This window comes from Pseudomonas cavernicola, assembly GCF_003596405.1.
GTDB classification, from domain to species: Bacteria; Pseudomonadota; Gammaproteobacteria; order Pseudomonadales; family Pseudomonadaceae; genus Aquipseudomonas; species Aquipseudomonas cavernicola.
This window is the reverse complement of the sequence record NZ_QYUR01000006.1, coordinates 482,023-503,098: the sequence shown is the minus strand read 5'-3', so window position 1 is coordinate 503,098 and position 21,076 is coordinate 482,023. Positions and strand designations below refer to the sequence as shown.

17 protein-coding genes and 2 tRNA genes are annotated in these 21,076 nt (G+C 61.2%); 14 read left to right on the top strand and 5 right to left on the bottom strand.

Annotated elements, in window-relative coordinates; all coding sequences use genetic code 11:
- Positions 1 to 40 precede the first annotated feature (40 nt).
- Positions 41 to 3,520, bottom strand: coding sequence for a hybrid sensor histidine kinase/response regulator (locus D3879_RS18425; protein WP_119955708.1), 3,480 nt, complete (start codon positions 3,518 to 3,520; stop codon positions 41 to 43).
- A gap of 319 nt (positions 3,521 to 3,839) precedes the next feature.
- Between D3879_RS18425 and D3879_RS18420 the strand changes: the two genes are divergently transcribed.
- The 6 genes from D3879_RS18420 to D3879_RS18395 all read left to right on the top strand — a co-directional run bounded on the left by D3879_RS18420 (position 3,840) and on the right by D3879_RS18395 (position 10,896).
- Positions 3,840 to 4,409: a GNAT family N-acetyltransferase gene (locus D3879_RS18420; RefSeq protein ID WP_119955707.1), complete on the top strand. Its 570-nt coding sequence runs from the start codon at positions 3,840 to 3,842 to the stop codon at positions 4,407 to 4,409.
- A 2-nt stretch (positions 4,410 to 4,411) separates the two neighbouring features.
- The gene (locus tag D3879_RS18415) at positions 4,412 to 5,302 is read left to right on the top strand and encodes an AraC family transcriptional regulator (RefSeq protein WP_119955706.1); all 891 of its coding nucleotides are present in this window, start codon (positions 4,412 to 4,414) and stop codon (positions 5,300 to 5,302) included.
- Positions 5,303 to 5,630: 328 nt separating this feature from the next.
- A complete protein-coding gene (locus D3879_RS18410) occupies positions 5,631 to 6,344 on the top strand; it encodes an AzlC family ABC transporter permease (protein WP_119955705.1) in 714 nt (237 codons plus the stop codon).
- Positions 6,344 to 6,673 (top strand): AzlD domain-containing protein, encoded by a 330-nt coding sequence (locus D3879_RS18405; protein WP_119955704.1) that lies wholly within the window; start codon positions 6,344 to 6,346, stop codon positions 6,671 to 6,673. The genes D3879_RS18410 and D3879_RS18405 overlap by 1 nt, the downstream gene beginning before the upstream one ends.
- Before the next feature lie 116 nt (positions 6,674 to 6,789).
- Positions 6,790 to 8,874 carry a TonB-dependent receptor family protein gene (locus D3879_RS18400; protein WP_119955703.1) on the top strand — a complete coding sequence of 695 codons (2,085 nt, stop codon included), beginning with the start codon at positions 6,790 to 6,792 and terminating at the stop codon, positions 8,872 to 8,874.
- 147 nt (positions 8,875 to 9,021) lie between these two features.
- The gene (locus D3879_RS18395; RefSeq protein ID WP_119955702.1) at positions 9,022 to 10,896 is read left to right on the top strand and encodes an MFS transporter; all 1,875 of its coding nucleotides are present in this window, start codon (positions 9,022 to 9,024) and stop codon (positions 10,894 to 10,896) included.
- 53 nt (positions 10,897 to 10,949) lie between these two features.
- On the opposite strand, the gene sugE is transcribed toward D3879_RS18395, so the two are convergent.
- Positions 10,950 to 11,264 (bottom strand): quaternary ammonium compound efflux SMR transporter SugE, encoded by a 315-nt coding sequence (gene sugE / locus D3879_RS18390; RefSeq protein WP_119955701.1) that lies wholly within the window; start codon positions 11,262 to 11,264, stop codon positions 10,950 to 10,952.
- Positions 11,265 to 11,473: 209 nt separating this feature from the next.
- Positions 11,474 to 12,394, bottom strand: a complete 921-nt coding sequence (gene rdgC, locus D3879_RS18385; protein ID WP_119955700.1) for a recombination-associated protein RdgC — start codon at positions 12,392 to 12,394, stop codon at positions 11,474 to 11,476.
- Between the two features lie 160 nt (positions 12,395 to 12,554).
- Here rdgC and D3879_RS18380 point away from each other — a divergent pair.
- The 7 genes from D3879_RS18380 to D3879_RS18350 all read left to right on the top strand — a co-directional run bounded on the left by D3879_RS18380 (position 12,555) and on the right by D3879_RS18350 (position 15,775).
- A tRNA-Val gene (locus D3879_RS18380) sits at positions 12,555 to 12,630 on the top strand.
- 18 nt (positions 12,631 to 12,648) lie between these two features.
- A tRNA-Asp gene (locus D3879_RS18375) sits at positions 12,649 to 12,725 on the top strand.
- 194 nt (positions 12,726 to 12,919) lie between these two features.
- A complete protein-coding gene (locus D3879_RS18370) occupies positions 12,920 to 13,627 on the top strand; it encodes a BamJ family beta-barrel-assembly machinery protein (RefSeq protein ID WP_119955699.1) in 708 nt (235 codons plus the stop codon).
- A 365-nt stretch (positions 13,628 to 13,992) separates the two neighbouring features.
- Entirely contained in the window at positions 13,993 to 14,427 is a 435-nt protein-coding gene (locus D3879_RS18365) for a YkvA family protein (RefSeq protein WP_119955698.1), read from the top strand.
- A gap of 185 nt (positions 14,428 to 14,612) precedes the next feature.
- Positions 14,613 to 14,942 (top strand): helix-turn-helix domain-containing protein, encoded by a 330-nt coding sequence (locus D3879_RS18360; RefSeq protein WP_119955697.1) that lies wholly within the window; start codon positions 14,613 to 14,615, stop codon positions 14,940 to 14,942.
- Entirely contained in the window at positions 14,939 to 15,304 is a 366-nt protein-coding gene (locus D3879_RS18355; RefSeq protein WP_119955696.1) for a hypothetical protein, read from the top strand. The genes D3879_RS18360 and D3879_RS18355 overlap by 4 nt, the downstream gene beginning before the upstream one ends.
- A gap of 3 nt (positions 15,305 to 15,307) precedes the next feature.
- Positions 15,308 to 15,775 carry an SEL1-like repeat protein gene (locus D3879_RS18350; RefSeq protein ID WP_119956347.1) on the top strand — a complete coding sequence of 156 codons (468 nt, stop codon included), beginning with the start codon at positions 15,308 to 15,310 and terminating at the stop codon, positions 15,773 to 15,775.
- A 3-nt stretch (positions 15,776 to 15,778) separates the two neighbouring features.
- Here the strand turns inward: D3879_RS18350 and D3879_RS18345 are convergent, their stop codons facing one another.
- Complete coding sequence (locus D3879_RS18345; RefSeq protein ID WP_119955695.1) at positions 15,779 to 17,539, bottom strand: bifunctional diguanylate cyclase/phosphodiesterase; 1,761 nt, start codon at positions 17,537 to 17,539, stop codon at positions 15,779 to 15,781.
- Positions 17,540 to 17,632: 93 nt separating this feature from the next.
- The gene (locus D3879_RS18340) at positions 17,633 to 19,714 is read right to left on the bottom strand and encodes a carboxy terminal-processing peptidase (protein ID WP_177412471.1); all 2,082 of its coding nucleotides are present in this window, start codon (positions 19,712 to 19,714) and stop codon (positions 17,633 to 17,635) included.
- A gap of 138 nt (positions 19,715 to 19,852) precedes the next feature.
- On the opposite strand from D3879_RS18340, the gene D3879_RS18335 reads away from it, so the two are divergent.
- Positions 19,853 to 20,815, top strand: coding sequence for an NAD(P)H-quinone oxidoreductase (locus D3879_RS18335; protein ID WP_119955693.1), 963 nt, complete (start codon positions 19,853 to 19,855; stop codon positions 20,813 to 20,815).
- The last annotated feature ends 261 nt before the right edge of the window (positions 20,816 to 21,076 follow it).

The window sequence follows — 21,076 nt, the reverse complement described above, 5'->3', positions numbered from 1 at the left end:
CATTGCCTTTGTAAGTCCTAGGGCGCTGTCAGTCCGCTGTTCAACGCAAGCTCAGGTGTCGGCTCAGCAAGGCGCGCAGTGCCGCCGGTTTGACCGGTTTGGCCAGGTAGTCGAGGCCGGCGGCGTGGACTTCGGCGATCAGCTCGGGGCGGCCGTCGGCACTGATCACCACGCCCGGCACCGGCTCACCGAGTTTGGTGCGCAGCCACGCCATCAGCTCGGTGCCAGTTTCGCCTTCGTCCAGGTGGTAGTCCACCAGCGCCAGTTGTGGGCGCACGTCTTCATCTAGCAGGTGCTCGCACTCCAGGCGATTGTGCGCCGTCCAGACCTGGCAGCCCCAGCGTGAGAGCAGGCTGTGCATACCGACCAGGATGCTGTCTTCGTTGTCGATGCAGAGCACTTGCGTACCGTTCAAGGCTTGGCCGTTAAGTTCAGGGCCGAGACCGTTGAGCGTGGCCGGTGCCGGGCTGCGCGCGAGCGGCACGGTCACACTGAAGACGCTGCCTTTACCTGGCCAGGAACGCACTTCGAGCTTATGACCGAGCACGCGGCAGAGGCCGTCAGCAATCGCGAGGCCGAGGCCGAGGCCTTTTTCGGCGCGGGTTTGGTGGCTGTCGAGGCGTTTGAACTCTTCGAAAATGACGGTGCGTTTGTCTTCCGGGATGCCTGGGCCGCGATCCCAGACCTCCAGGCGCAACTCGCCAGCGCTGCGGCGCACACCGAGCAGTACATGGCCCTTGGCGTAGCGGAAGGCATTGGTCAGGAAGTTCTGCAGCACTCGCCGTAGCAGTTTGATATCGCTGTCCACCCGCAACTGGCTGCCGCGCAGGTGGAAGTCCACGCCGTGCTCTTGCGCGAGGACTTTGCATTCGGCACCGAGGGTGTCGAACAACGCATTGAGCGGGAAGGCATGCCGATCCGGCGTGATTCGACCGCTTTCCAGGCGCGAAATATCCAGCAGATCGCTGATCAAGTCTTCCGCTGAGCGTAGCGAGCTGTCCAGATGTTGTACCAGCTGTTGGGCCTCGCTCGGCAAGGCTTCCGGCTGATGGGCGAGAGCGGCCGAGAACAGTCGCGCGGCATTTAGTGGCTGCATCAGGTCATGACTGACTGCAGCGAGGAACCGGGTCTTGGACTGGTTGGCGGATTCAGCCACGCCTTTGGCTTCGCTCAGCGCCAGGTTCAGTTGCGAGAGTTCATGGGTGCGTTCGGCCACGCGCTGCTCCAGGCCTTCGTTGGCTTCTTTGAGGCCCTGTTCGGCCTCGCGAAACGCGGTGATGTCGGTGAAGCTCATGACGAAGCCGCCGCCGGGCATCGGGTTGCCGATCAATTCGATCACCCGGCCGTTGGGAAACAGGCGTTCGGAGGTATGCGCGCGGCCTTGGCGCATCCAGTACAGCCGCCGTTCGACGTGCGCGTCAGCCTCGCCGGGGCCGCACAGGCCGCGTTCGGCGTTGTAGCGAATGATGTCGGCAATCGGCCGGCCGACGCTGATCAAGCCCTCCGGGTAGTTGAAAAGCTCCAGATAACGATGGTTCCAGGCGACCAGCCGCAGCGACTGATCGACCACGCTGATGCCCTGGGTAATGTTCTCGATCGCGCCTTGCAGCAGGGCACGGTTGAAGTGCAATACCTCCGAGGCTTCATCGACGATGCGTACCACATCCTCGACCTGCATCTCACGACCTTCAATGGCGGCTTTCACCACCGCGCGGGTGGACGAGGCGCCGAGTACCCCGGCGAGCAGGCGTTCGGTGTGGGCGATCCAGTCGCCGTTGGCCGGCTGGCTGGGGTTGAAGCCTTTGCCTTGGCGATAGGCGAAGCGGATAAAACTCTGCCGCGCGCGCTCCTCGCCGACAAAACGACTGGCCAGCATCAGCAGATCTTCCACTTGTACGGCGAGCAGGCTGCGGCTGCTGGGTTTACTGCCGAACTCCTGGCCGATGAACCGCCCGGCTTGCCAGTGCTCGGAAACCCGGGTGCGCGAGAAGTACGAGACCCAGGCGAACAGCAGGAAGTTGCTGGCCAGCGACAGCACCACGCCGCGGGTCAGCGGGTCGACCTCCAGCCCGATCGGCTGATAGAGCAGGCTGTGCAGGCCGGGGAAGCTTTCCAGCGGCCAGCCCAGGCCACGGGCCACCACCGGCAGCACCAGGGTGTAGAACCACACCAGGGCGCCGGCTGTCAGACCGGCGAACACGCCACGGCGGTTGGCCTGTTTCCACAGCAGGGCGCCGAACATCGCGGGCGCCAGCTGGGCGACGGCGGCAAAGGAAATCTGCCCGATGGTGGCCAGGCTGGCGTTGGAACCGAGCAAGCGATAGCAGACATAGGCGAGCAGCAGGATGACCACGATGCTGATCCGGCGCACCGTCAGCATCCACTGGCGGAACACCTCGAACGGCCGCTCGGCGTTCTGCCGGCGCAGCAGCCAGGGCAGCAGCATGTCGTTGGAGACCATGGTCGACAGCGCCACCGCCTCGACGATGACCATACCGGTGGCCGCCGAGGCGCCGCCGATAAAGGCCAGCAGGGCGAGGGCCGGATGGGCCTCGGCCAGCGGCAGGCTGATGACGAAGGAGTCCGGCAGCATCCCGGCCGGCAGCAGCAGTCGCCCGGCCAGGGCGATGGGCACGACGAACAGCGCGGCCAGCACCAGGTAGGCCGGGAACACCCAGCGTGCCAGGCGCAGGTCGCGCGGCTCGATGTTTTCCACCACTGTCATATGGAACTGCCGCGGCAGGCAGACGATGGCCATCATCGCCACCCCGGTCTGCACCAGCATGGCCGGCCAGTTCACCATCTCCGCCCAGAAGGCATCGAGCGGCGGCGCGGCCTCGGCCTGGCCGAGCAGGTCGCCGAAGCCGTCGTACAGGCCATAGGTGACGAAGGCGCCGACGGCGAGGAAGGCCAGCAGCTTGACCAGCGACTCGAAGGCGATCGCCAAGACCATGCCGTGGTGGTGCTCGGTGGCGTCGAGGTTGCGGGTGCCGAAGAGGATGGTGAACAGCGCCAGCACCAGGGACACGATCAGCGCGGTGTCCTGGGCGCGGGTGCCGGTGGACTCGGCGCCGGCGCCGATCAGCAGGTTGACCCCGAGCACTATGCCCTTCAGTTGCAGCGCGATATAGGGCAGCACGCCGACCAGGCAGATCAGCGCCACCACCACCGCCAGTGACTGCGACTTGCCATAGCGCGCGGCAATAAAGTCGGCAATCGAGGTGATGTTCTCCTGCTTGCTGATCATCACCATCTTCTGCAGCACCCAGGGGGCGAACAGCATCAGCAGGATCGGCCCCAGGTAGATCGGCAGGAACGCCCATAGCTGCCCGGCCGCCTGACCGACCGCGCCAAAGAAGGTCCAACTGGTGCAGTACACCGCCAGCGACAAGCTATAGACCCAGGCGCGGACTCGCGGCGGCATGGGTGCGCGGCGGCGATCACCATAAAAGGCAATGGCGAACAGGATGGCCATATAGCTCAGGGCGACGGTCGCGATCAGCCCGCTGGACAACGACATGCAAACTCCAAACAAACCGGGTGGGGAAGCCCCTAATGTGGATCATTCTGCGGCCAAGCAGCCCGCCGCCGATAGAGTGCGGCGCTGGTGGCCAGAGCAGTGCTCAGCCCATACGGCCGGGCTGGCTCCTAGGCGACGCTGGAGGGAACGCTTGGGACCCGATCAGTGTCGCATCAAAGTATCATTCAGTCAGGCGCGACTAAGGTCGCAGCCGCCTTGACGGGATGCGTGAAAACTATTGCGCTCGGATATACGGCCTGTTGAGCGGGCACTTTGGCCCTGTTAGCGTGACGCGTAAGCGTCGATGAGGATGGTATTCATGTTCAAGCCACAATTGATCACTCTGCAGCGCGGTGCGCTACGTCTGGAACCGATGGTCGATGGCGATATCCCGGCGCTGGTGGCTCTGGCCGAAACCAATCGCGATGAGTTGCTGCATATGAGTGGTCCACTGCGCCTGGATTGGTACCGCAGCGGGTTGATCCAGCAACGCAACGATCAGGCGTTGCCCTTTGTGATCCGCTTGGGCGACCGTTTGGTCGGCACTACGCGGTTTGCCGAATTTATGCCAACCCTGCCGGCCACCGAAATCGGTTGGACCTGGCTGGACCGCAGCCAGCATGGCACTGGGCTGAACAGCACGATCAAATACCTGATGCTCCGGCATGCCTTCGAGAGTTGGCGCATGGTGCGGGTGCAGCTGAAAACCGCGGCGAGCAACCTGCGTTCGCAGCGCGCCATCGAGAAGCTTGGCGCGGTGCGCGAAGGCGAATTGCGCAACCATCGCCGCCTGGCCGATGGGCGGCTGGACGGCAGCGTGTTGTACAGCATCACCGATCAGGAGTGGCCACAGGTGAAGGCCCAATTGGAGGCGCGTTTCAGCGGCTGACCATGGGGCATCACTTGTCCACTGGGGATGCGCACTTCTGGCAGGCCGCCGAACTCGGTGGTCTGGAGCTGCTGGCTGCGCGTTTCGTCGAACATCGCTTCGCCCCGCATGTGCACGAAGGCTATGTGATCGCCGTGGTCGAGGCCGGTGCCGAGCGCTACCGCTACCGTGGGGTCGAGCACTTGGCCGCGGCCGGCAGCCTGGCGCTGATCAATCCAGGCGAGGTGCATACTGGCTCCAAGGGGCATGACGAAGGCTGGCGCTACCGAGTGTTCTATCCCGAGGCGCAGCAGATCCAAGCCATCTTGACCGAGCTGGAATTGCCGGCGGCTGATCTGCCGGCGTTCGTCGGCAGCGTGCACCGCGACGCCGATCTAGTGGCGACTTTCAGTGGCCTGCATCGTCTGCTGGAAAGCGGCGCCAGCGCCTTGCAACAACAGACCGCCTGGCGCGAGGCGTTGCTGGCCTTGCTGCAACGGCATGCCCAGCTAGCACAACCGACGACGGTGGGTCGCGAGCCGCAGAGCGTGGCGCGGGCCAGGGAGCTGGTGCGTGCCCAACTGGCCGAGCCGCCCTCCCTGGAGGAGCTGGCGGCGGCTGTCAATCTCTCGCCCTTCCATTTCGCCCGGGTGTTCCGCCGAGCTACTGGTTTGCCGCCCCATGCCTGGCTCAAGCAACAGCGTTTGGAGCAGGCGCGTGCCTTGCTCAAGGCCGGTTGTTCGGCGGTCAGTGTGGCAGTGCAGTTGGGCTTCGCCGACCAGAGCCACCTGACCCGCCAGTTCAAGCAGGCCTATGGAGTCGGCCCCGGCGAATACCGCGCCGCCTGCGCGAGATCGTTCAGGACGCTGCTGCCGTCGGGGGTAGTTGGCATCGCCGCCGAGAAAAGCCAGTAGAGGCGAATTTATTCGCCTCTACCTATGCAAATCTTCCGTAGGGCGGGTGAAACCCGCCGAGTTTCTGGGGCTGAGCGGGTTGCCCCCCCTTGCGGCGTGAGTGATAGGCTGTGGCAAGCCTCTATCCTTTGTAGGAGCGAGCTCTGCTCGCGAAAATATCGCCGCGAAAGCATCGCGAGCAGAGCCCGCTCCTACGCCAGTGCGCCCCTCCAAAAGCTCTTTTGCGATAGCCCGTCAAGACATAGCCAATTCATTCGCCCTACCTGCGCAAGATCGTTCAAGACGGATTGAGCAGGGTCGCTTAGGCTAGCGGGCAGGAGGAGCTTCCATGACCCGCTCACAACTATTCATCTATGGTGCCCGCGACAGTATTCCGATGATTGTCGGCGTTGCGCCTTTCGGCATTATTTACGGCACCCTGGCCAGCGTCGCCGGCTTGACCTTATGGCAGGCGCTGGGCATGTCGCTGCTGGTGTATGCCGGTTCGGCGCAATTTATCGCCATCAGTCTGCTGGGGGCGGGAACGGGATGGGCGGTGATTCTGTTTACCACCCTGGTCGTCAATCTGCGCCATCTTCTCTACAGCGCTTCGCTGCAGTCCTATATCGCCCATCTGTCGCAAGGCTGGCGCGTCCCCCTGGCGTTTGGCCTTACCGATGAGACCTTCGCGGTAGTGCAGCGCCGTTACCTGGCCCATGGCATTGGGGAGCAGGGCCAGTGGTACCACGCCGGCGTGGCGTTATCGCTGTACCTGTGCTGGATATCCACTTCGCTGTTGGGGGTGTTGTTCGGTCAGGCCATGCCGAGTTTGGCCGGCTGGGGTTTGGACTTCGCCATGCTGGCGACCTTTATCGGTATCGTCGTGCCGATGTTGCGCAATCGGCCGCAGGTCGCGGCGGCGCTGATGGCGGGTGCCGTCGCGGTGCTGACGCATGCCTGGCCGTACAAGCTCGGCTTGATGGCCGCGGCCTTGGCCGGGATCGCTGTCGGTATTTGGCTGGAGCGACGGGCTGACGCAGAACTGCTCGGGGAGGGCATGTAATGGAAATCTGGTTGCTGATTCTGGGGATGGCGGGGATTACCTTCGCCATCCGCTACAGCCTGTTCGCCTGGCCAGGTCTGCGTTTTCCGCCGCTGGTGCTGCAGGGCTTGCACTATGTGCCGGCGGCCGTGCTCACGGCCATCGTCGTGCCCGGCATGCTGCTGCCGGACGGCCAGCACTTGGCGTTCAACCTGGACAACGCTTATTTGCTCGCGGGCCTCGGCGCGATCCTGATTGCCGCGCTCAGTCGTAATCTGCTGGCGACTATCGGCGGGGGGCTGCTGCTGTTCTTTTTGCTGCGTTGGGCGTTGGGGCAATTGCCGTTGTGAGCGGCTGATCTGAATGTCTGTTGTTGCCAAGCATTCGCATTAACATTTGATATGAGTTCGCGTATATTTGCGCCCCTTTTAAGGCCGACATTCGGCTGTTTATTGGGGATCATGTTATGCAGTCTGTCGGCAAGCACACGCGCCTGGCTCTGGGCGTCGCTTTGGCTTTGTCTTCGTTGGCCGCGCCAGCTGCCGAAACGCTGGAACTGGGCAATGTCGAAGTGGTGGGGGACTGGCTCGGCGACGCGACCGACGAGGACGTGAAGAACCACCCCGGCGCACGTACGGTAATTCGCGAAGAAACCATCCGTGAGAGCGGTGCCAGCAACGTCCGCGAAGTGCTGCGCCGGGTGCCGGGCCTGCAGGTACAGGACAGCAACGGTACCGGCGGCAGTGACATCTCCCTCAACGTCGGCACTCGAGGCCTGACTTCGCGCCTGTCGCCACGGGCGACCATTCTCCAGGACGGCGTGCCACTGGCCGTGGCGCCCTACGGTCAGCCTCAGCTGTCGCTGGCGCCGACGTCGCTGGGCAATATCGAGTCGATCGATGTGGTGCGCGGCGGTGGTGCGGTACGTTATGGCCCGCAGAACGTCGGCGGCATCATCAACTTCGTCACCCGCGGCATCCCTGAGGAAATGGTCCGTGAGCTCAGCTATCAGACCGAATCGGCACCGGCCCAGGGCGGTTTCCTCAACAGGACCAGCGCCTTCCTCGGCGGCACCGCCGATAACGGCCTGGGCATGGCGCTGCTGTACTCCGGCGTGCGTGGCGATACCTATCGCGATCACAGCGACACTCAGATCGACGACCTGATGCTGAAGTCCAGCTACAGGCTCAGCGACATCGACGAGTTGTCCGCCAGCCTGCAGTACTACGAGGCCGATGCCGACATGCCGGGGGGGCTGACCGCCGCCGAGTTCGAGGCCGATCCCTTCCAGAGCAGCCGTCCCTTCGATCGCTTCGACGGCGAACGCAAGCAGGCGGTGCTGAAGTACAGCCGCACCCCGGACGCCGATCACAAGTTCGAGCTGACCAGCTTCTACAACACCAGCCATCGCGGCAGCAGCCTGACCAATGGCAACCCGAGCAAGATGACCTGGCTGCGCCAGTTCCCGCGCGAGTACGAGGTGTTCGGCATCGAACCGCGCTATTCGCAGCTGTTTCTCGCCGGCGACAGCAGCCACGAACTGGGGGTCGGCTACCGCTACATCGAAGAGGATTCCGCGGAGAAGCGTTACGACCGCAACTTCAAGGCCGGTGCCAACCCCTGGGGCGTGTCGAAGAAACTGGCGACCGACAATAGCGCCGGCACCGAGGCGCATGCCGCCTATGTCGATGACCGCATCGATATCGGCAACTGGACCCTCACTCCCGGCATCCGCTACGAGCAGGTGCGGGTCAGCTCGCACAACCGCCTGACCGGCGAGCACCGCCAGCAACGCTACAGCGAGCCGCTGCCGGCGCTCAACGCCCTGTATCACCTGTCCGATGCCTGGAAGCTGTACGCCAACTACAACACCTCCTTCGGCAGCATCCAGCACATCCAGCTGTCCCAGGACGACGACCTGAGCGCGGAGAAGGCGCAGACTTACGAGCTTGGCACGCGCTACAACGACAGCGTCTGGAGCGCCGAGCTGACCTTCTTCCATATCAAGTTCGAAGACCAGTTGGAGATAGTGCCCGGCTCGTCGCCGAGTGCCTGGGCCAATGCCGGCGAAACCCGTCACCGCGGCGCGGAGATGGCCGGCAGCTACCAGTTCGCCGCGCTGGATCCGCGCCTGGCGGGGCTGTCCGCCTACGCCTCGCTGACGCTGACCGAGGCCACCCGCGAGGAAGGGGTGAACCAGGGCAACGACCTGCCGTTCTATTCGCGCGAGATCGCCACCCTTGGCCTGCGCTACGAGACCGGCCCCTGGACCTGGAATGTCGACGGCTACGCTCAGTCGCGCCAGTTCGCCGATGCGGCCAACACCGATGCGGAAAGCGCCAACGGTTCGATCGGCGAGATTCCCGGCTTTGGCTACTGGAACGGCCGCGGCGAATATGCCTTCGGTCCGCAGCTGGCCAACCTGAAGCTGGCGGCGGGGGTGAAGAACCTGTTCAACCGCGAGTACTACACCCGCTCCACCGACAACAACCTGGGCAAATACCTGGGCCAGCCGCGCACCCTGTATCTGCAGACCAGCGTCAGCTTTTAACCCTCGGCGACAAATCGAACGGGCGCCCATGAGCGCCCGTTTTTTTTGCAGTCGACAGCAAAATTTTTCGCCACCTGTGGCCTTGGCCTTGCTCTTGCAGTCCAATGCAGGACGGCCAGCGTGGCCTCACAAAGGTACACAGGGATCATGACCACACACTCGCAATTCGCTTTGCTTGGTAAAAAGCGCTTCCTGCCGTTCTTCATCACGCAATTGCTCGGCGCTTTCAACGACAACATCTTCAAGCAGTCGCTGATCCTCGCTATCCTCTTCAAACTTAGTGTTTCAGGCGATCGGGGGGTATTGGTCAACCTCTGCGCACTGTTGTTTATCCTGCCGTTCTTCCTGTTCTCCGCCCTCGGTGGGCAGTTCGGCGAGAAGTTCGCCAAGGATGCGTTGATCCGGGCGATCAAGCTGGCCGAAATTGTCATCATGGCGGTCGGAGCCGCCGGTTTCATGTTGAATAACCTGACGCTGATGTTTATCGCGCTGTTCGGCATGGGCACCCACTCGGCGCTGTTCGGCCCGGTGAAATACTCGATCTTGCCGGCCGCGCTGCGTGAGAGTGAACTGGTCGGCGGCAACGCACTGGTGGAGATGGGGACCTTCCTGGCGATTCTCGCTGGCACCATCAGCGCCGGCATCATGATGTCGGGGCATGCTTACGCACCAATGGTGGCAACCGCGATTGTGCTGGTCGCTTGCTGCGGTTACCTGGCCAGTCGCGGCATTCCACGTGCGGCGGCCGCCTTGCCGACGTTGGTCTTGGACTGGAACATCTTTCGGCAGTCCTGGGCGATTCTGCGTTTGGGCTTGGGGCAGCGGCCGGCGGTGTCACGCTCGATTGTCGGCAATTCCTGGTTTTGGTTCCTCGGTGCTATTTATCTGACGCAGATTCCGGCCTACGCCAAAGAGTGGCTGTACGGCGACGAGACAGTGGTGACGCTGATCCTCACGGTGTTCTCGGTCGGTATCGCGTTGGGCTCGATGCTGTGCGAGCGGTTGTCGGGGCGCAAAATCGAGATCGGCTTGGTGCCGTTTGGCTCGATTGGTCTGACAGTGTTCGGCATCTTGCTTTGGTGGCACTCCGGCAATTTTCCGCAGAGTACCGAGGCGCTGAGCTGGCTCGCGGTGCTGAGCCATGCCCAGGCCTGGTGGGTGCTCGCGGATATTCTTGGGATTGGCGTGTTCGGCGGTTTCTACATCGTGCCGTTGTACGCGTTGATTCAGTCGCGGACCGCAGAGAACGAGCGGGCGCGGGTGATTGCGGCGAACAATATCCTCAACGCGCTGTTCATGGTGGTCTCGGCGATTGCTTCGATTTTGTTCTTGAGCGTAGCCAAGCTGTCGATTCCGCAACTGTTCCTGGTGGTGTCGCTGATGAACATCGCGGTGAACAGCTACATCTTCAAAATCGTCCCCGAATTCACTATGCGCTTCATGATCTGGCTGCTCAGCCATTCCATGTACCGTGTCGAGCACCGTGGTTTGCAGGTGATTCCCGATGAGGGCGCGGCCGTGCTGGTCTGCAACCACGTGTCCTTCGTCGATGCGCTGCTGGTAGGTGGTGCAGTACGGCGGCCGATCCGCTTCGTCATGTACTACAAAATCTACAACCTGCCGGTACTCAACTTCATCTTCCGCACTGCCGGTACGGTGCCGATCGCCGGGCGCAGTGAAGACCTGTTGATCTACGATCAGGCATTCAAAAAGATCGGCGAATACCTGAAAAATGGCGAACTGGTGTGCATCTTTCCCGAAGGTAAGTTGACCAGCGATGGCGAGCTTAATGAGTTCAAGAATGGCATCGCGCGCATCCTTGAGGAAAACCCGGTACCGGTGATTCCGATGGCGTTGCAGGGACTGTGGGGCAGCTTCTTCAGTCGCGATCCGAGCAAGGGCTTGTTCCGTCGTTTGTGGTCGCGTATCACCCTGGTGGCGGGTGCTCCGCTGGCACCGGAAGCGGCCGATCGTGCGACGCTGCAAGCGCAGGTGGCCGAGTTGCGCGGCAGTTCTCGTTAAGCGTCGGAAACGAAAAAGCCCGTCAATTGGCGGGCTTTTTTATCTGTCGTCGATTAGTGGCTGAGCTTGAGGCCGAGCAAGCCGCAGACGATCAGCGCCACGCTGGTCAGGCGGATCACTGCCATGGATTCACCAAACAGGATGATCCCGGCGATGACGGTGCCGACCGCGCCCACGCCGGTCCAGATTGCATAGGCGGTGCCCAGCGGCAGTTCTTTCATAGCCAGCCCAAGCAAGGCCAGGCTGACGATCATCGCGGCTATGGTCAGCGCCGTCGGCAAGGGACGGGTGAAGCCGTCGGTGTATTTCAGGCCGACAGCCCAGCCGACTTCGAACAGGCCGGCGAAAAACAGAATGATCCAGGACATGGTGACCTCCAACGGTACGACTATGGATAGGGCCGTCCCCGTGTGGTCACTCAGCGAGTGGTAAGGTCGTCCTTACGCTGTGCGTTATTTTGCACATCCCGCCGAACAGAGCAAGTCCGGTGGGATGAGCGGGTAGGGTGATGTATTGCGGGGTTTTTCCTGCTGGCGCGCGCATGTGGCGAAGGCGGCCAGCCAGGTACGTGCCGAAGTCAGATGCCTTGCGGGATCTCTTCGCCGCCGAGGGCTTCGAACAGCTCCGGCAGGAACTCGCCGAATGTCAGCATCATCAGGGTGAAGCTGGCGTCGAGCTGGCCCAGGGCCTCATCGCCTCCATCTTGCTCGGCCTGATCCTGCAGCAGGTCTTCGAAGCGCAGGCGCTTGATGATCATCTTGTCGTCGAGCACGAAGGACAGCTTGTCCTGCCAGGCCAGCGACAGCTGGGTCACGAGCTTGCCGGAGGACAGGTGCAGCTGAATCTCTTCGCTGGTCAGGTCCTGACGTTTGCAGCGCACGATGCCGCCGTCTTCCTGGGTGTCGCGCAGCTCACATTCGTCGAGCACGGTGAAGTTGTCGGCGGCTTGCTGGGTTTTCACCCAGTCGGTCAGGGTCGCGGTGGGGGCGACTTTCACCGACAGCGGACGCACCGGCAGCGAGCCGATGGCTTCGCGCAGCGTGGAGAGCAAGTCCTCGGCGCGTTTCGGGCTGGAGGCGTTGACCAGAATCAGGCCTTGCTTCGGGGCGATGGCGGCAAAGGTGGACGAGCGACGAATAAAGGCACGCGGGAGGAAGGCCTGGATGATTTCGTCCTTGAGCTGGTCGCGCTCCTTCTTATAGACCTTGCGCATCTGCTCGGCTTCGATCTCGTCGACCTTTTCCTTCAAGGCGTCGCGAACCACGCTACCAGGCAGGATGCGATCTTCTTTTCGCGCGGCAATCAGCATGAAGTCCTGGCTGACATGCACCAATGGCGCATCCTCACCTTTGCCGAACGGGGCGATGAAGCCGTAAGTGGTCAGCTCCTGGCTTGCGCAGGGGCGGGCTGGCTTGGCGGCCAGTGCGGTTTCCAGCGCTTGCGCATCGAACGGCAGATCTTGGGTAAGGCGATAGACGAGCAGGTTGCGGAACCACATGAGGGGTACATCTCCATTAACGCAAAGCGCGCATTATTCCCCCCTCGGCGCCATTGGCCAACCCTGCGCTAAGCCTTTGGAACGGCAGTAAAAATTATTTTAAAAAGCGCTTGCCAGGGTGTGGATCGCTCCGTAGAATGCGCCCCACTTCGAGAGTGAAGGGTGATTAGCTCAGCTGGGAGAGCATCTGCCTTACAAGCAGAGGGTCGGCGGTTCGATCCCGTCATCACCCACCATAACTTTTGGGGTTACGCGCAGCGGTAGTTCAGTCGGTTAGAATACCGGCCTGTCACGCCGGGGGTCGCGGGTTCGAGTCCCGTCCGCTGCGCCATTTTTTCCTCGCTTTGCCTCCGCATCATCCCGCTTCTGTTCTGCACTGCCTCGCTTCAATCCGCGCAAAACTCTTTTAAACACCTGAACTTATCGGCATTTTCTCGTTCGTATCCCGGTAGCCAGTGATTACGGCAGCCTGCTAAGCTCGCGTCTTCACTCGATTGCCCTTTAGCGCACGAACAAGGAAATAGCATGAGACAACATCGTTTAGCGGCGGCGGTGGCCCTGGTTGGCCTGGTTCTCGCGGGTTGCGATTCGCAGACTAGCGTAGAGCTGAAAACCCCGGCGCAAAAAGCCTCCTACGGCATCGGCCTGAACATGGGCAAAAGCTTGGCTCAGGAAGGCATGGACGACCTGGACTCCAAGGCTGTTGCTCAGGGCATCGAAGACGCTGTCGGCAAGAAAGAGCAGAAGCTGAAAGACGAAGAGCTGATGGAAGCTTTCGCTTATCTGCAGAAGCGTGCTGAGGAGCGTATGGCCAAAGTCAGCGAAGAGTCGGCTGCAGCCGGCAAGAAATTCCTTGAAGAGAACGGCAAGCGTGAGGGTGTCACCACTACCGCTTCTGGTCTGCAATATGAAATCGTTAAGAAAGCCGACGGCCCTCAGCCGAAAGCTACCGACGTGGTTACTGTGCACTACGAGGGTAAGCTGACCGACGGGAAGGTGTTCGACAGCTCTGTTGAGCGTGGCAGCCCGATTGATCTGCCAGTCAATGGCGTGATCCCGGGTTGGGTTGAAGGCCTGCAACTGATGCACGTTGGCGAGAAGTACAAACTGTACATCCCTAGCGAGCTGGCCTACGGCGCACAAAGCCCGAGCCCGGCTATTCCGGCTAACTCGGTACTGGTATTCGATCTGGAGCTGTTGGGGATCAAAGATCAGGCCCCAGCTCAGCAATAAGTAGTACGGTTTTACGCAGCGCCCCGTCTCGACGGGGCGTTGTTGTTTCTGCCTGCCCCGAAACGAACCTGAAGCTGACTATAGGGTCTGAAAGAGGGTGAGTGTGCTGTGAGTGTTACGGTTATGCACATTATGCGATTCTTTCGCATTGCCTTCGGGTGACACTTTCGTACCAACTTTTATTTGTTTTTAAGTTAATGATTTTATTGATTTTTTTGTTCTGATTAAAAAATGCCCGATCTGTAGCGAGGCCGCGTGGGCTGGGCTTTTGCTTGGCTCATTGAAAATTTGTTCACAAGGTTATCCACAGTTTCAGTGGATAACCCAGCGGGCCCAGTCACTACGTGGGTTGTCGAGGAGTGAGGATGAAAACACCGTGGAATTTTGCCCGTTACCTGCCGTTAGCCCAGCGTTTCCTCGCTCGTGGACGGTTGCCTGCATTGCTGTTTGCGGTCGCGCGTAAGAGCGCCGAGCAGGGTGGGCGATTGGGTGCATTGAAGGAGGATCTGCGTGTGCTGCAGGCGCTTTGTATGGCTTGGTGGCGAGGCGAATACCGAGCAATCAGTTCGCAGGCTTTGCTCTCGGTAGTGGCGGCACTGTTGTATTTCCTCTCGCCTGTGGACGCGATTCCCGACGGTTTACTGGGGCTGGGGTTTATCGATGACATCGCCGTACTGGGCTGGTTGATGCGTGCCTGGAGTGACGAGTTGGACGCTTTCCGCTCATGGCGAGCGACGCAGTCGCCGGAACAGCTGATCGCATTGGAAGGGTTGCCGTCTGCACCGCCACAGGAGTCATAGGTTTCGTCACGCTGAGCCTGGAGGTGCTGGCTGCACTGGGTAGTAGCTTTGCAGTCATCATCCGGGCTGGCGCACATTGCGGAAGGCCGTAGAGATCACGCCCGGTGGCGTACTTGGCCTGATAAGATGGCCGCCTGCAAGGAGGGTGCTGAAGCTGTCGGCACTGCTTTCCACGGAGAGTTGTAATGGATGTGCAAGTGATCATGCGTGACGGCGAAGCCGAGTACGCGATATTGCCCTGGCCTGAGTATCAGGCCTTGCTGCAGGCCGCCGGCCGCAGTGCGGTGGCTCAAGTTGCCGCTGTACCAGCGCCGACGACCGCTATGCCCAAGCTGGCTGAACTCAGTGCGTTGCGCGAGGGCAAGGAGCTGTCGCTCGAAGAGTTGGCGCGCGCCGTGGGTATCAGTCCGCACTATCTCGCTATGATCGAAAGCGGCGAGCGCCAGCCGGATGCGGCTATTCGTCGTGCCTTGGCGTGGACGCTGGGCATTAGCGGTTGGGAGTCGGAGACTTGAGCGTACGCATTAGCCGCCAGCATTGGCAGGCGCTTCTCAGTGAGCTTGAAGATGCGCGCCGCCAGCGCCATCTGCTGACCTATCGGGCGCTGATCGAGCGCTTGGAGCTACCGACTCCTGCCATGCAGACGCTGACTGCGGCCCTGGAGCATCTCGCGGCGTTGGATGCCCGCGCCGACCAGCCGCTGCGCAGCGCGCTGGTCATCAGTCAGGGCGCGAGCCGTCTGCCGCGTACAGGTTTTTTTGAGTGTGTCGTGCGTCTTGGGCGTTTTGCTGGCCCGTCGGATGGTATCGCCGCCGCCTCCTGGCATGCCGCAGAAGTCGTGCGGGTATTCGAGTACAGCTACTCCGAGGAGGGTTGAGTGCTGTTTTGGCGTTTGCGCGCGCGACTGAGCTATCTCCTGGCTCGACGTCTTTTCCATTGGTCGTGGCTGGTTCGTCAACCGCGGGCCTGGGCTTGGATGGAAGGACAGTTCGCCCGCATGGCGGCACTGAATGATGCCGTGGCGCAAAGTTTCTATGGCCATCTGTTGTTGTTTCGTGGGCGCGGCTTCGGCGCGCGTGAAGAAGGTATTCGTCTGCTGGGTTTGGCGGCTAACGCGGGTGATGCCAAGGCGGCTTATCAGTTGGGCGTACTCAGTCTGGCTGGCGATACCCGTGCAGCCCCGGATGGGCTTGCGGCAGCGCGTTGGTGGGCATTGGCCGCTAGCGCAGGGCATCCGCTGGCGGCACATCGCTTGGCCGAGCTCTATCAACAAGGCGGCCATGGGCTAGCGGCCAATGCCGAACAGGCCGAACGCTATGCGCAGCGCGCGACCGAGTTGGGACTCTGAGTCTTAAGCCGAAAGCTTTTGCGTATCGATGATATGCACGCTATAGCCGGGCACCGCCTTGGCATGCCGCTTGGCTTCCGAGGCCAGGCTGGCCAGTTGCGCGGCATCCAGTTGCGCGCAGTTCTCCGGGTGCAGATGCACTACCCCTAGCGAAAGTGACAGCAGCGGGAACTCCTGCCGCTGGCCCTGACGGTTGTGCGCGATAAAGCAGCCCGCTTCGAGGTGCTCGGCGCTGTAGAAGTGCCGGCATTGGCTTTGGAAATCTTCGAGCAGATAGTTCAGGCGTGCGCGCCAGTCTTCCGATCCCAGTACCAGCAAGAAATCGTCGCCACCGATGTGGCCAACAAAGTCTCGCGCCGGGTCGACGCGCTCACCCAGACACTGCGCCAGGCAGAGCAGGACTTCGTCGCCTTTGGCGTAACCGTAGAGGTCGTTGAACGGCTTGAAACTGTCGATATCGACGTAGCAGATCACCGCCTCGCGGGCTTGCTGTAACAGCCGACTCAAACACTGCTGAATCGGCACATTACCGGGTAGCAGCGTCAGTGGGTTGGCATAGCGGGCCTGCTGAATCTTCAGTTCGGTGATCAGCTTGAGCACGTCGATCACGCGCCCCAGGCCGTGGTAACGGCCGTGCAGCGTGATGATGAAGTCTTCCTCGATCCGTTGTCGTGCCCGGCTGGTCAGGAGCCGGCTGACTTTCTGCAGGGATTGGCCCAACTCCACGGCAAGAAAGTCCGTACTCATCAGCCGGCTGATCGGTTTGCGCGCGAACAAGTCAGTGGCGAAAGGTTTCAGCAGCGCCTCGGAAAGCGAGTGGCGGTGGACGATACCGACCGGTTGCTGCTGCTCGTTGAGGACGGCCAGCGAATTCAGGTTGGCCTGTGCGCGGAAGGCTTCCAAGACTTCCGCGATCGGGGTGTTCTGTGCGACTGCAGGTTGTCTGTTGAGTAGAGCGCCGAGGTCGCGGCCTTCCTCACTGAGGGTCGGAATTGCTGGTTCCAGCTTCGTCAGCAGGCTGTGAGTATCGCGCGGCGGCAGCTCCTGCGGACGGCTGAGCAGATAGCCTTGGACCAGATCGACGCCCATTTCCGCTAACACCGCCAGCTCTTCGGATAGCTCGATGCCTTCGGCGATGACCTTGGCGCGTGAGGCTTTGGCCATCTGCAGAATGGAGCCGACGAACTCGCGTTTAACTGCGTCCTGATGGATGCCATCAATAAAGTGCCGGTCGATTTTCACGTAATCCGGGCGTAGCTCGGACCACAGGCGCAGGCTGGAGTAGCCGGCGCCGAGGTCGTCGAGGGCGATGGAGAAGCCCATAGCCCGGTAGTGATGCAGGGCGGTGTCGAGCAGGGCGAAGTCTTCGGTGGGCGATTGCTCGGTCAGTTCGATAACCACCTGGCTCGGCGGAATGCCGTAGGCCTGCAAGAGCTGCAGTGTGCGCCCGGGTTGATGAGTCGGCTCCAGTAGGGACTCTGGTGAGACGTTGAGAAACAGTTTGCCGTCGAGCTTGAGCTCGCTGAATCTTCGACAGGCGCTCTTGCGGCAGGCCAGTTCCAGTTCACTCAAGCGCCCTGCGTGACGAGCCACGCCGAACAAGTTGACCGGGGAGTGCAGGGGGCTGTTGGACGGACCACGGGTCAGGGCCTCGTAGCCGAGTATGCGTCGCTCGGACAGTGAAACAATCGGTTGGAACAGGCTGTGCAGGTCGCCGTGAGCGAGGATTAGGCCTAGCGCGCTCAGCTGCTCGGTGACGGTCATGGTGGGTCTCAGTGTCCTGAAAAAGCGAAGGGGCTGATATCGCTATCAGCCCCTTATTTCACGACAGATCGATGACTCTTTGATGACGCTCGATCAGTGTGTGGCTACCGCCGCGTTCAAGCCCAAATAGTCGAGCAGGATTTGCCCGGTTTCCGAGAGGTAGGCGTCGTCTTCTGGCTTGAGCTTTTCGTCTTCTGTCGGCAGGGCGTCCTCGTCTTCCTTCTTCAGCTCTTTCAGCGGCTCTTCACCCTTGGCTTTGCGCCGAGTGTTTTCCATGGTCAGCTGTTGGGTTTCGATGTCGGCATGTTGCGCCCGGCGTTTGGCCTCATTCAGGCTGACGGTGGTTTCGTGGGTCAGCTGTTGCACCAGTTCCAGGCGGTCACGGGTAAAGACGAAGTCCGGGTCTTTGGCCACGCGTGCATCATGGCGGGCTTTCAGCTCGATCAAGAAGGGTTTGAACGGATCCACTTCCGGTTTGATCGCCGGGCGGATGCTGTCCCATGGCATGGCTTCTGGCAGAGCGCTTTCGCCGATTTCCTTGGTGTCGACGACGGCCGGATAAGCGATATCTGGCAGTACACCCTGGTGCTGAGTGCTTTGCCCGGACACGCGATAGAACTTGGCCAGGGTCAGCTTCAATTCACCATGGTTGAGCGGCTGGATGGTTTGCACCGTGCCTTTGCCGAAGGTCTGACCGCCTAGGATCAAGGCGCGGTGGTAGTCCTGCATGGCGCCGGCAAAGATTTCCGAAGCCGAGGCTGATAGACGGTTGACCAACAGTGCCAGTGGGCCGGTGTAGTAGCTGCCAGGGTTTTCGTCGGCGAGCACATCGACGCGACCGTCACTGTTACGCACCAAGACGGTGGGGCCCTGGTTGATGAACAGGCCGGTCAGTTCGGTGGCTTCCTGCAGGGAGCCGCCGCCGTTATTACGCAGGTCGATGACCACGCCGTCGACTTTGTCTTTCTGGAGTTCGGCGAGCAGGCGCTTAACGTCGCGGGTGGTGCTCTTGTAGTCCGGGTCGCCGGCGCGGAAGGCTTTGAAGTCCAAATAGAAAGCCGGGATCTCGATTACGCCGAGTTTGTATTCACGGCCATCGTGGGACAGCTTGAGGATGGATTTTTTCGCGGCCTGCTCCTCCAGCTTGACTGCCTCGCGGGTGATCGCGATGATTTTGCTGGTCTGATCGTTCGGGCCATTGCTGGCGGGAACCACTTCCAGGCGCACCACGGAGCCTTTGGGACCGCGGATCAGCTTGACCACTTCATCCAGTCGCCAGCCGATCACGTCGACCATTTCGCCGTTGCCTTGGGCAACCCCGACGATCTTGTCGGCCGGTGCAATTTGTTTGCTTTTTTCTGCCGGGCCAGCGGGTACCAGGCGAACGACTTTGACGGTGTCGTTGTCGCTCTGCAGCACCGCGCCGATACCTTCGAGCGACAAACTCATATTGATGTCGAAGTTTTCCGCGTTGTCCGGCGAGAGGTAATTGGTGTGCGGGTCATAGGATTGCGCGAAGGCATTGATATAGGCCTGGAAGATATCTTCGCTGCGGGTTTGCTCAAGACGCGAGAGCTGATTCTTGTAGCGTTTGGTCAGCAGTTCCTGAATTGCTTTAGGCTCTTTGCCGGCGATTTTCAGCCGTAGAACTTCATCTTTCACCCGCTTGCGCCAGAGTTCGTCCAACTCCGCTGAGTTCTTCGCCCAGGGAGTTTTTTCACGGTTCACTTGCAGGCTTTCATCGACGCTGAAGTCGAAGCTGTCGATGCCTTTGTCGAGCTGGGCCAGGGCGAAGTCCAGGCGCTGCTTCAAGCGATCCAGATGGCGTTTGTAGATGACGAAGCCTGGATCGAGGTCGCCGCCTTTCAGCAAGTCGTCGAACTTGTTGCGCCACTGGTCGAATTCAGCAATATCGGTGGCCGTGAAGTAGCTACGTGCCGGGTCGAGCAGCTTCAAGTAGCTCTCGTAAATGATCACCGAGCGCTCATCATTCAGCGGTGGTTTGCTGTAATGATGGCGTTTGAGCAACTCCACCACATTGAGGCTGGCGATCACCTGCTCACGGTCGGGCTGTAGGCCGTCCCAGCTGTTGACGGCAGCGGTGCTGGCCGCCAGCGGTAAAGCGCTGAAGCCGAGGAGTAAGGCGAGGGCGGTGCTGGGGAGGAAGCGCTGCATGCTGAGTCGACGCGGGGGCAGTTGATAACGCATATTAGGCCATCTTTGAGAGCGCCGGTTCCATTCGAGTCCGGCCGCATAATGCAAATAGCCCGATGTTTCGCAGCGGGCCCAGTCCGAACTCACTATGGAGGCAGCGTGAAGGCATTGCAAGGCGTTGAAGGACGTGTGGAATGGGCGCAACGGCCAAGTCCAGCGTGCGATGTGGGGCAGATTCGCATTCAGGTGGCGGCGGCGGGCCTCAATCGGGCCGATTTGTTGCAGCGCGCCGGCCTTTACCCGCCGCCGCCAGGGGCTAGCGACATCCTTGGGTTGGAGTGTTCCGGGGTGGTCAGTGAGGTTGGCGCGGGCAGCGCCTGGCAGGTTGGCGACCGGGTTTGCGCCCTGTTGGCCGGTGGCGGAATGGCCGAAGAAGTGGTGGTCGATGCGCGACACGCGCTGCCGGTTCCGGAGGGCTTGTCCCTGGCGGAGGCCGCGGTGTTGCCGGAAGTCTATGCGACCGCCTGGCTCAACCTGTTTCAGCTGGCAGGGCTCAAGCCGGGTGAGAAGGTGCTCTTGCACGCTGGCGCCAGTGGTGTCGGCTCGGCGGCGATCCAACTATGCAAGGCCTTCGGCAATCCCTGTTGGGTCAGCGTTGGTTCGGTCGAGCGCTTGGCCTATTGCGAGGCGCTGGGCGCCCAAGGCGGGGCGACTCGCGACGAGAACCTGGAAAACCTGTGCGACTACGGCCCCTTCGATGTGATCCTCGATCCGGTCGGTGGCAACTATGCGGCGCTGAATCAAGAACTGTTGGCGCGGGATGGTCGTTGGGTGTTGATTGGCTTGATGGGCGGGCGTGAGGCGCAGTTGGATCTGGCGGTGGTGTTGGCGAAACGACTACAGCTGATTGGCTCGACTCTGCGTAACCGCGACGATCAGTTCAAAGCCGATTTGCTCAGTGATTTGAGTCAGCATGTTTGGCCGCTGTTTGCTGAGGGGCGACTCAAACCGCAACTGGAGCGTAGTTTTCCGATAAAAGACGTTGAGCTGGCGTTCGCCGAGCTGGCGAGCAATAAGGTGGCTGGCAAGTTGGCGTTGCTGATCGACGAAAGCTTGCTGTAAGAGACGGCAGACAATTCGTGCCGCACTCTATTCGCCCTGCGAGGATTTTCCTCCCGCGTAGGGCGAACAGCGCCAAGGCGTTAGAACCTGTTCAAGATCGTCGCGAGCGCAGGTCAGGGTCGCACCCGTTCTCGAAAATGCTCCTGGCATTTTTCCTACCTCCCCCATCCATGGGGTCGCCTACGGGTAGCGGCATTCTCCACATCCATGTGGGTCACAAGGCGCAACGCAGCATGATCAGGCGCAGCAGATATTGAACAG

Excerpts from the sequence above, each read along its gene's own strand:
- D3879_RS18420 (WP_119955707.1), top strand. The coding sequence starts at position 3,840 with ATGTTCAAGCCACAATTGATCACTCTGCAGCGCGGTGCGCTACGTCTG.
- D3879_RS18425 (WP_119955708.1), bottom strand. The coding sequence starts at position 3,520 with ATGTCGTTGTCCAGCGGGCTGATCGCGACCGTCGCCCTGAGCTATATG.
- D3879_RS18360 (WP_119955697.1), top strand. The coding sequence starts at position 14,613 with ATGGATGTGCAAGTGATCATGCGTGACGGCGAAGCCGAGTACGCGATA.
- D3879_RS18395 (WP_119955702.1), top strand. The coding sequence starts at position 9,022 with ATGACCACACACTCGCAATTCGCTTTGCTTGGTAAAAAGCGCTTCCTG.
- D3879_RS18370 (WP_119955699.1), top strand. The coding sequence starts at position 12,920 with ATGAGACAACATCGTTTAGCGGCGGCGGTGGCCCTGGTTGGCCTGGTT.
- D3879_RS18410 (WP_119955705.1), top strand. The coding sequence starts at position 5,631 with ATGACCCGCTCACAACTATTCATCTATGGTGCCCGCGACAGTATTCCG.
- rdgC (WP_119955700.1), bottom strand. The coding sequence starts at position 12,394 with ATGTGGTTCCGCAACCTGCTCGTCTATCGCCTTACCCAAGATCTGCCG.
- D3879_RS18400 (WP_119955703.1), top strand. The coding sequence starts at position 6,790 with ATGCAGTCTGTCGGCAAGCACACGCGCCTGGCTCTGGGCGTCGCTTTG.
- D3879_RS18345 (WP_119955695.1), bottom strand. The coding sequence starts at position 17,539 with ATGACCGTCACCGAGCAGCTGAGCGCGCTAGGCCTAATCCTCGCTCAC.
- sugE (WP_119955701.1), bottom strand. The coding sequence starts at position 11,264 with ATGTCCTGGATCATTCTGTTTTTCGCCGGCCTGTTCGAAGTCGGCTGG.
- D3879_RS18365 (WP_119955698.1), top strand. The coding sequence starts at position 13,993 with ATGAAAACACCGTGGAATTTTGCCCGTTACCTGCCGTTAGCCCAGCGT.
- D3879_RS18340 (WP_177412471.1), bottom strand. The coding sequence starts at position 19,714 with ATGCAGCGCTTCCTCCCCAGCACCGCCCTCGCCTTACTCCTCGGCTTC.
- D3879_RS18415 (WP_119955706.1), top strand. The coding sequence starts at position 4,412 with ATGGGGCATCACTTGTCCACTGGGGATGCGCACTTCTGGCAGGCCGCC.
- D3879_RS18405 (WP_119955704.1), top strand. The coding sequence starts at position 6,344 with ATGGAAATCTGGTTGCTGATTCTGGGGATGGCGGGGATTACCTTCGCC.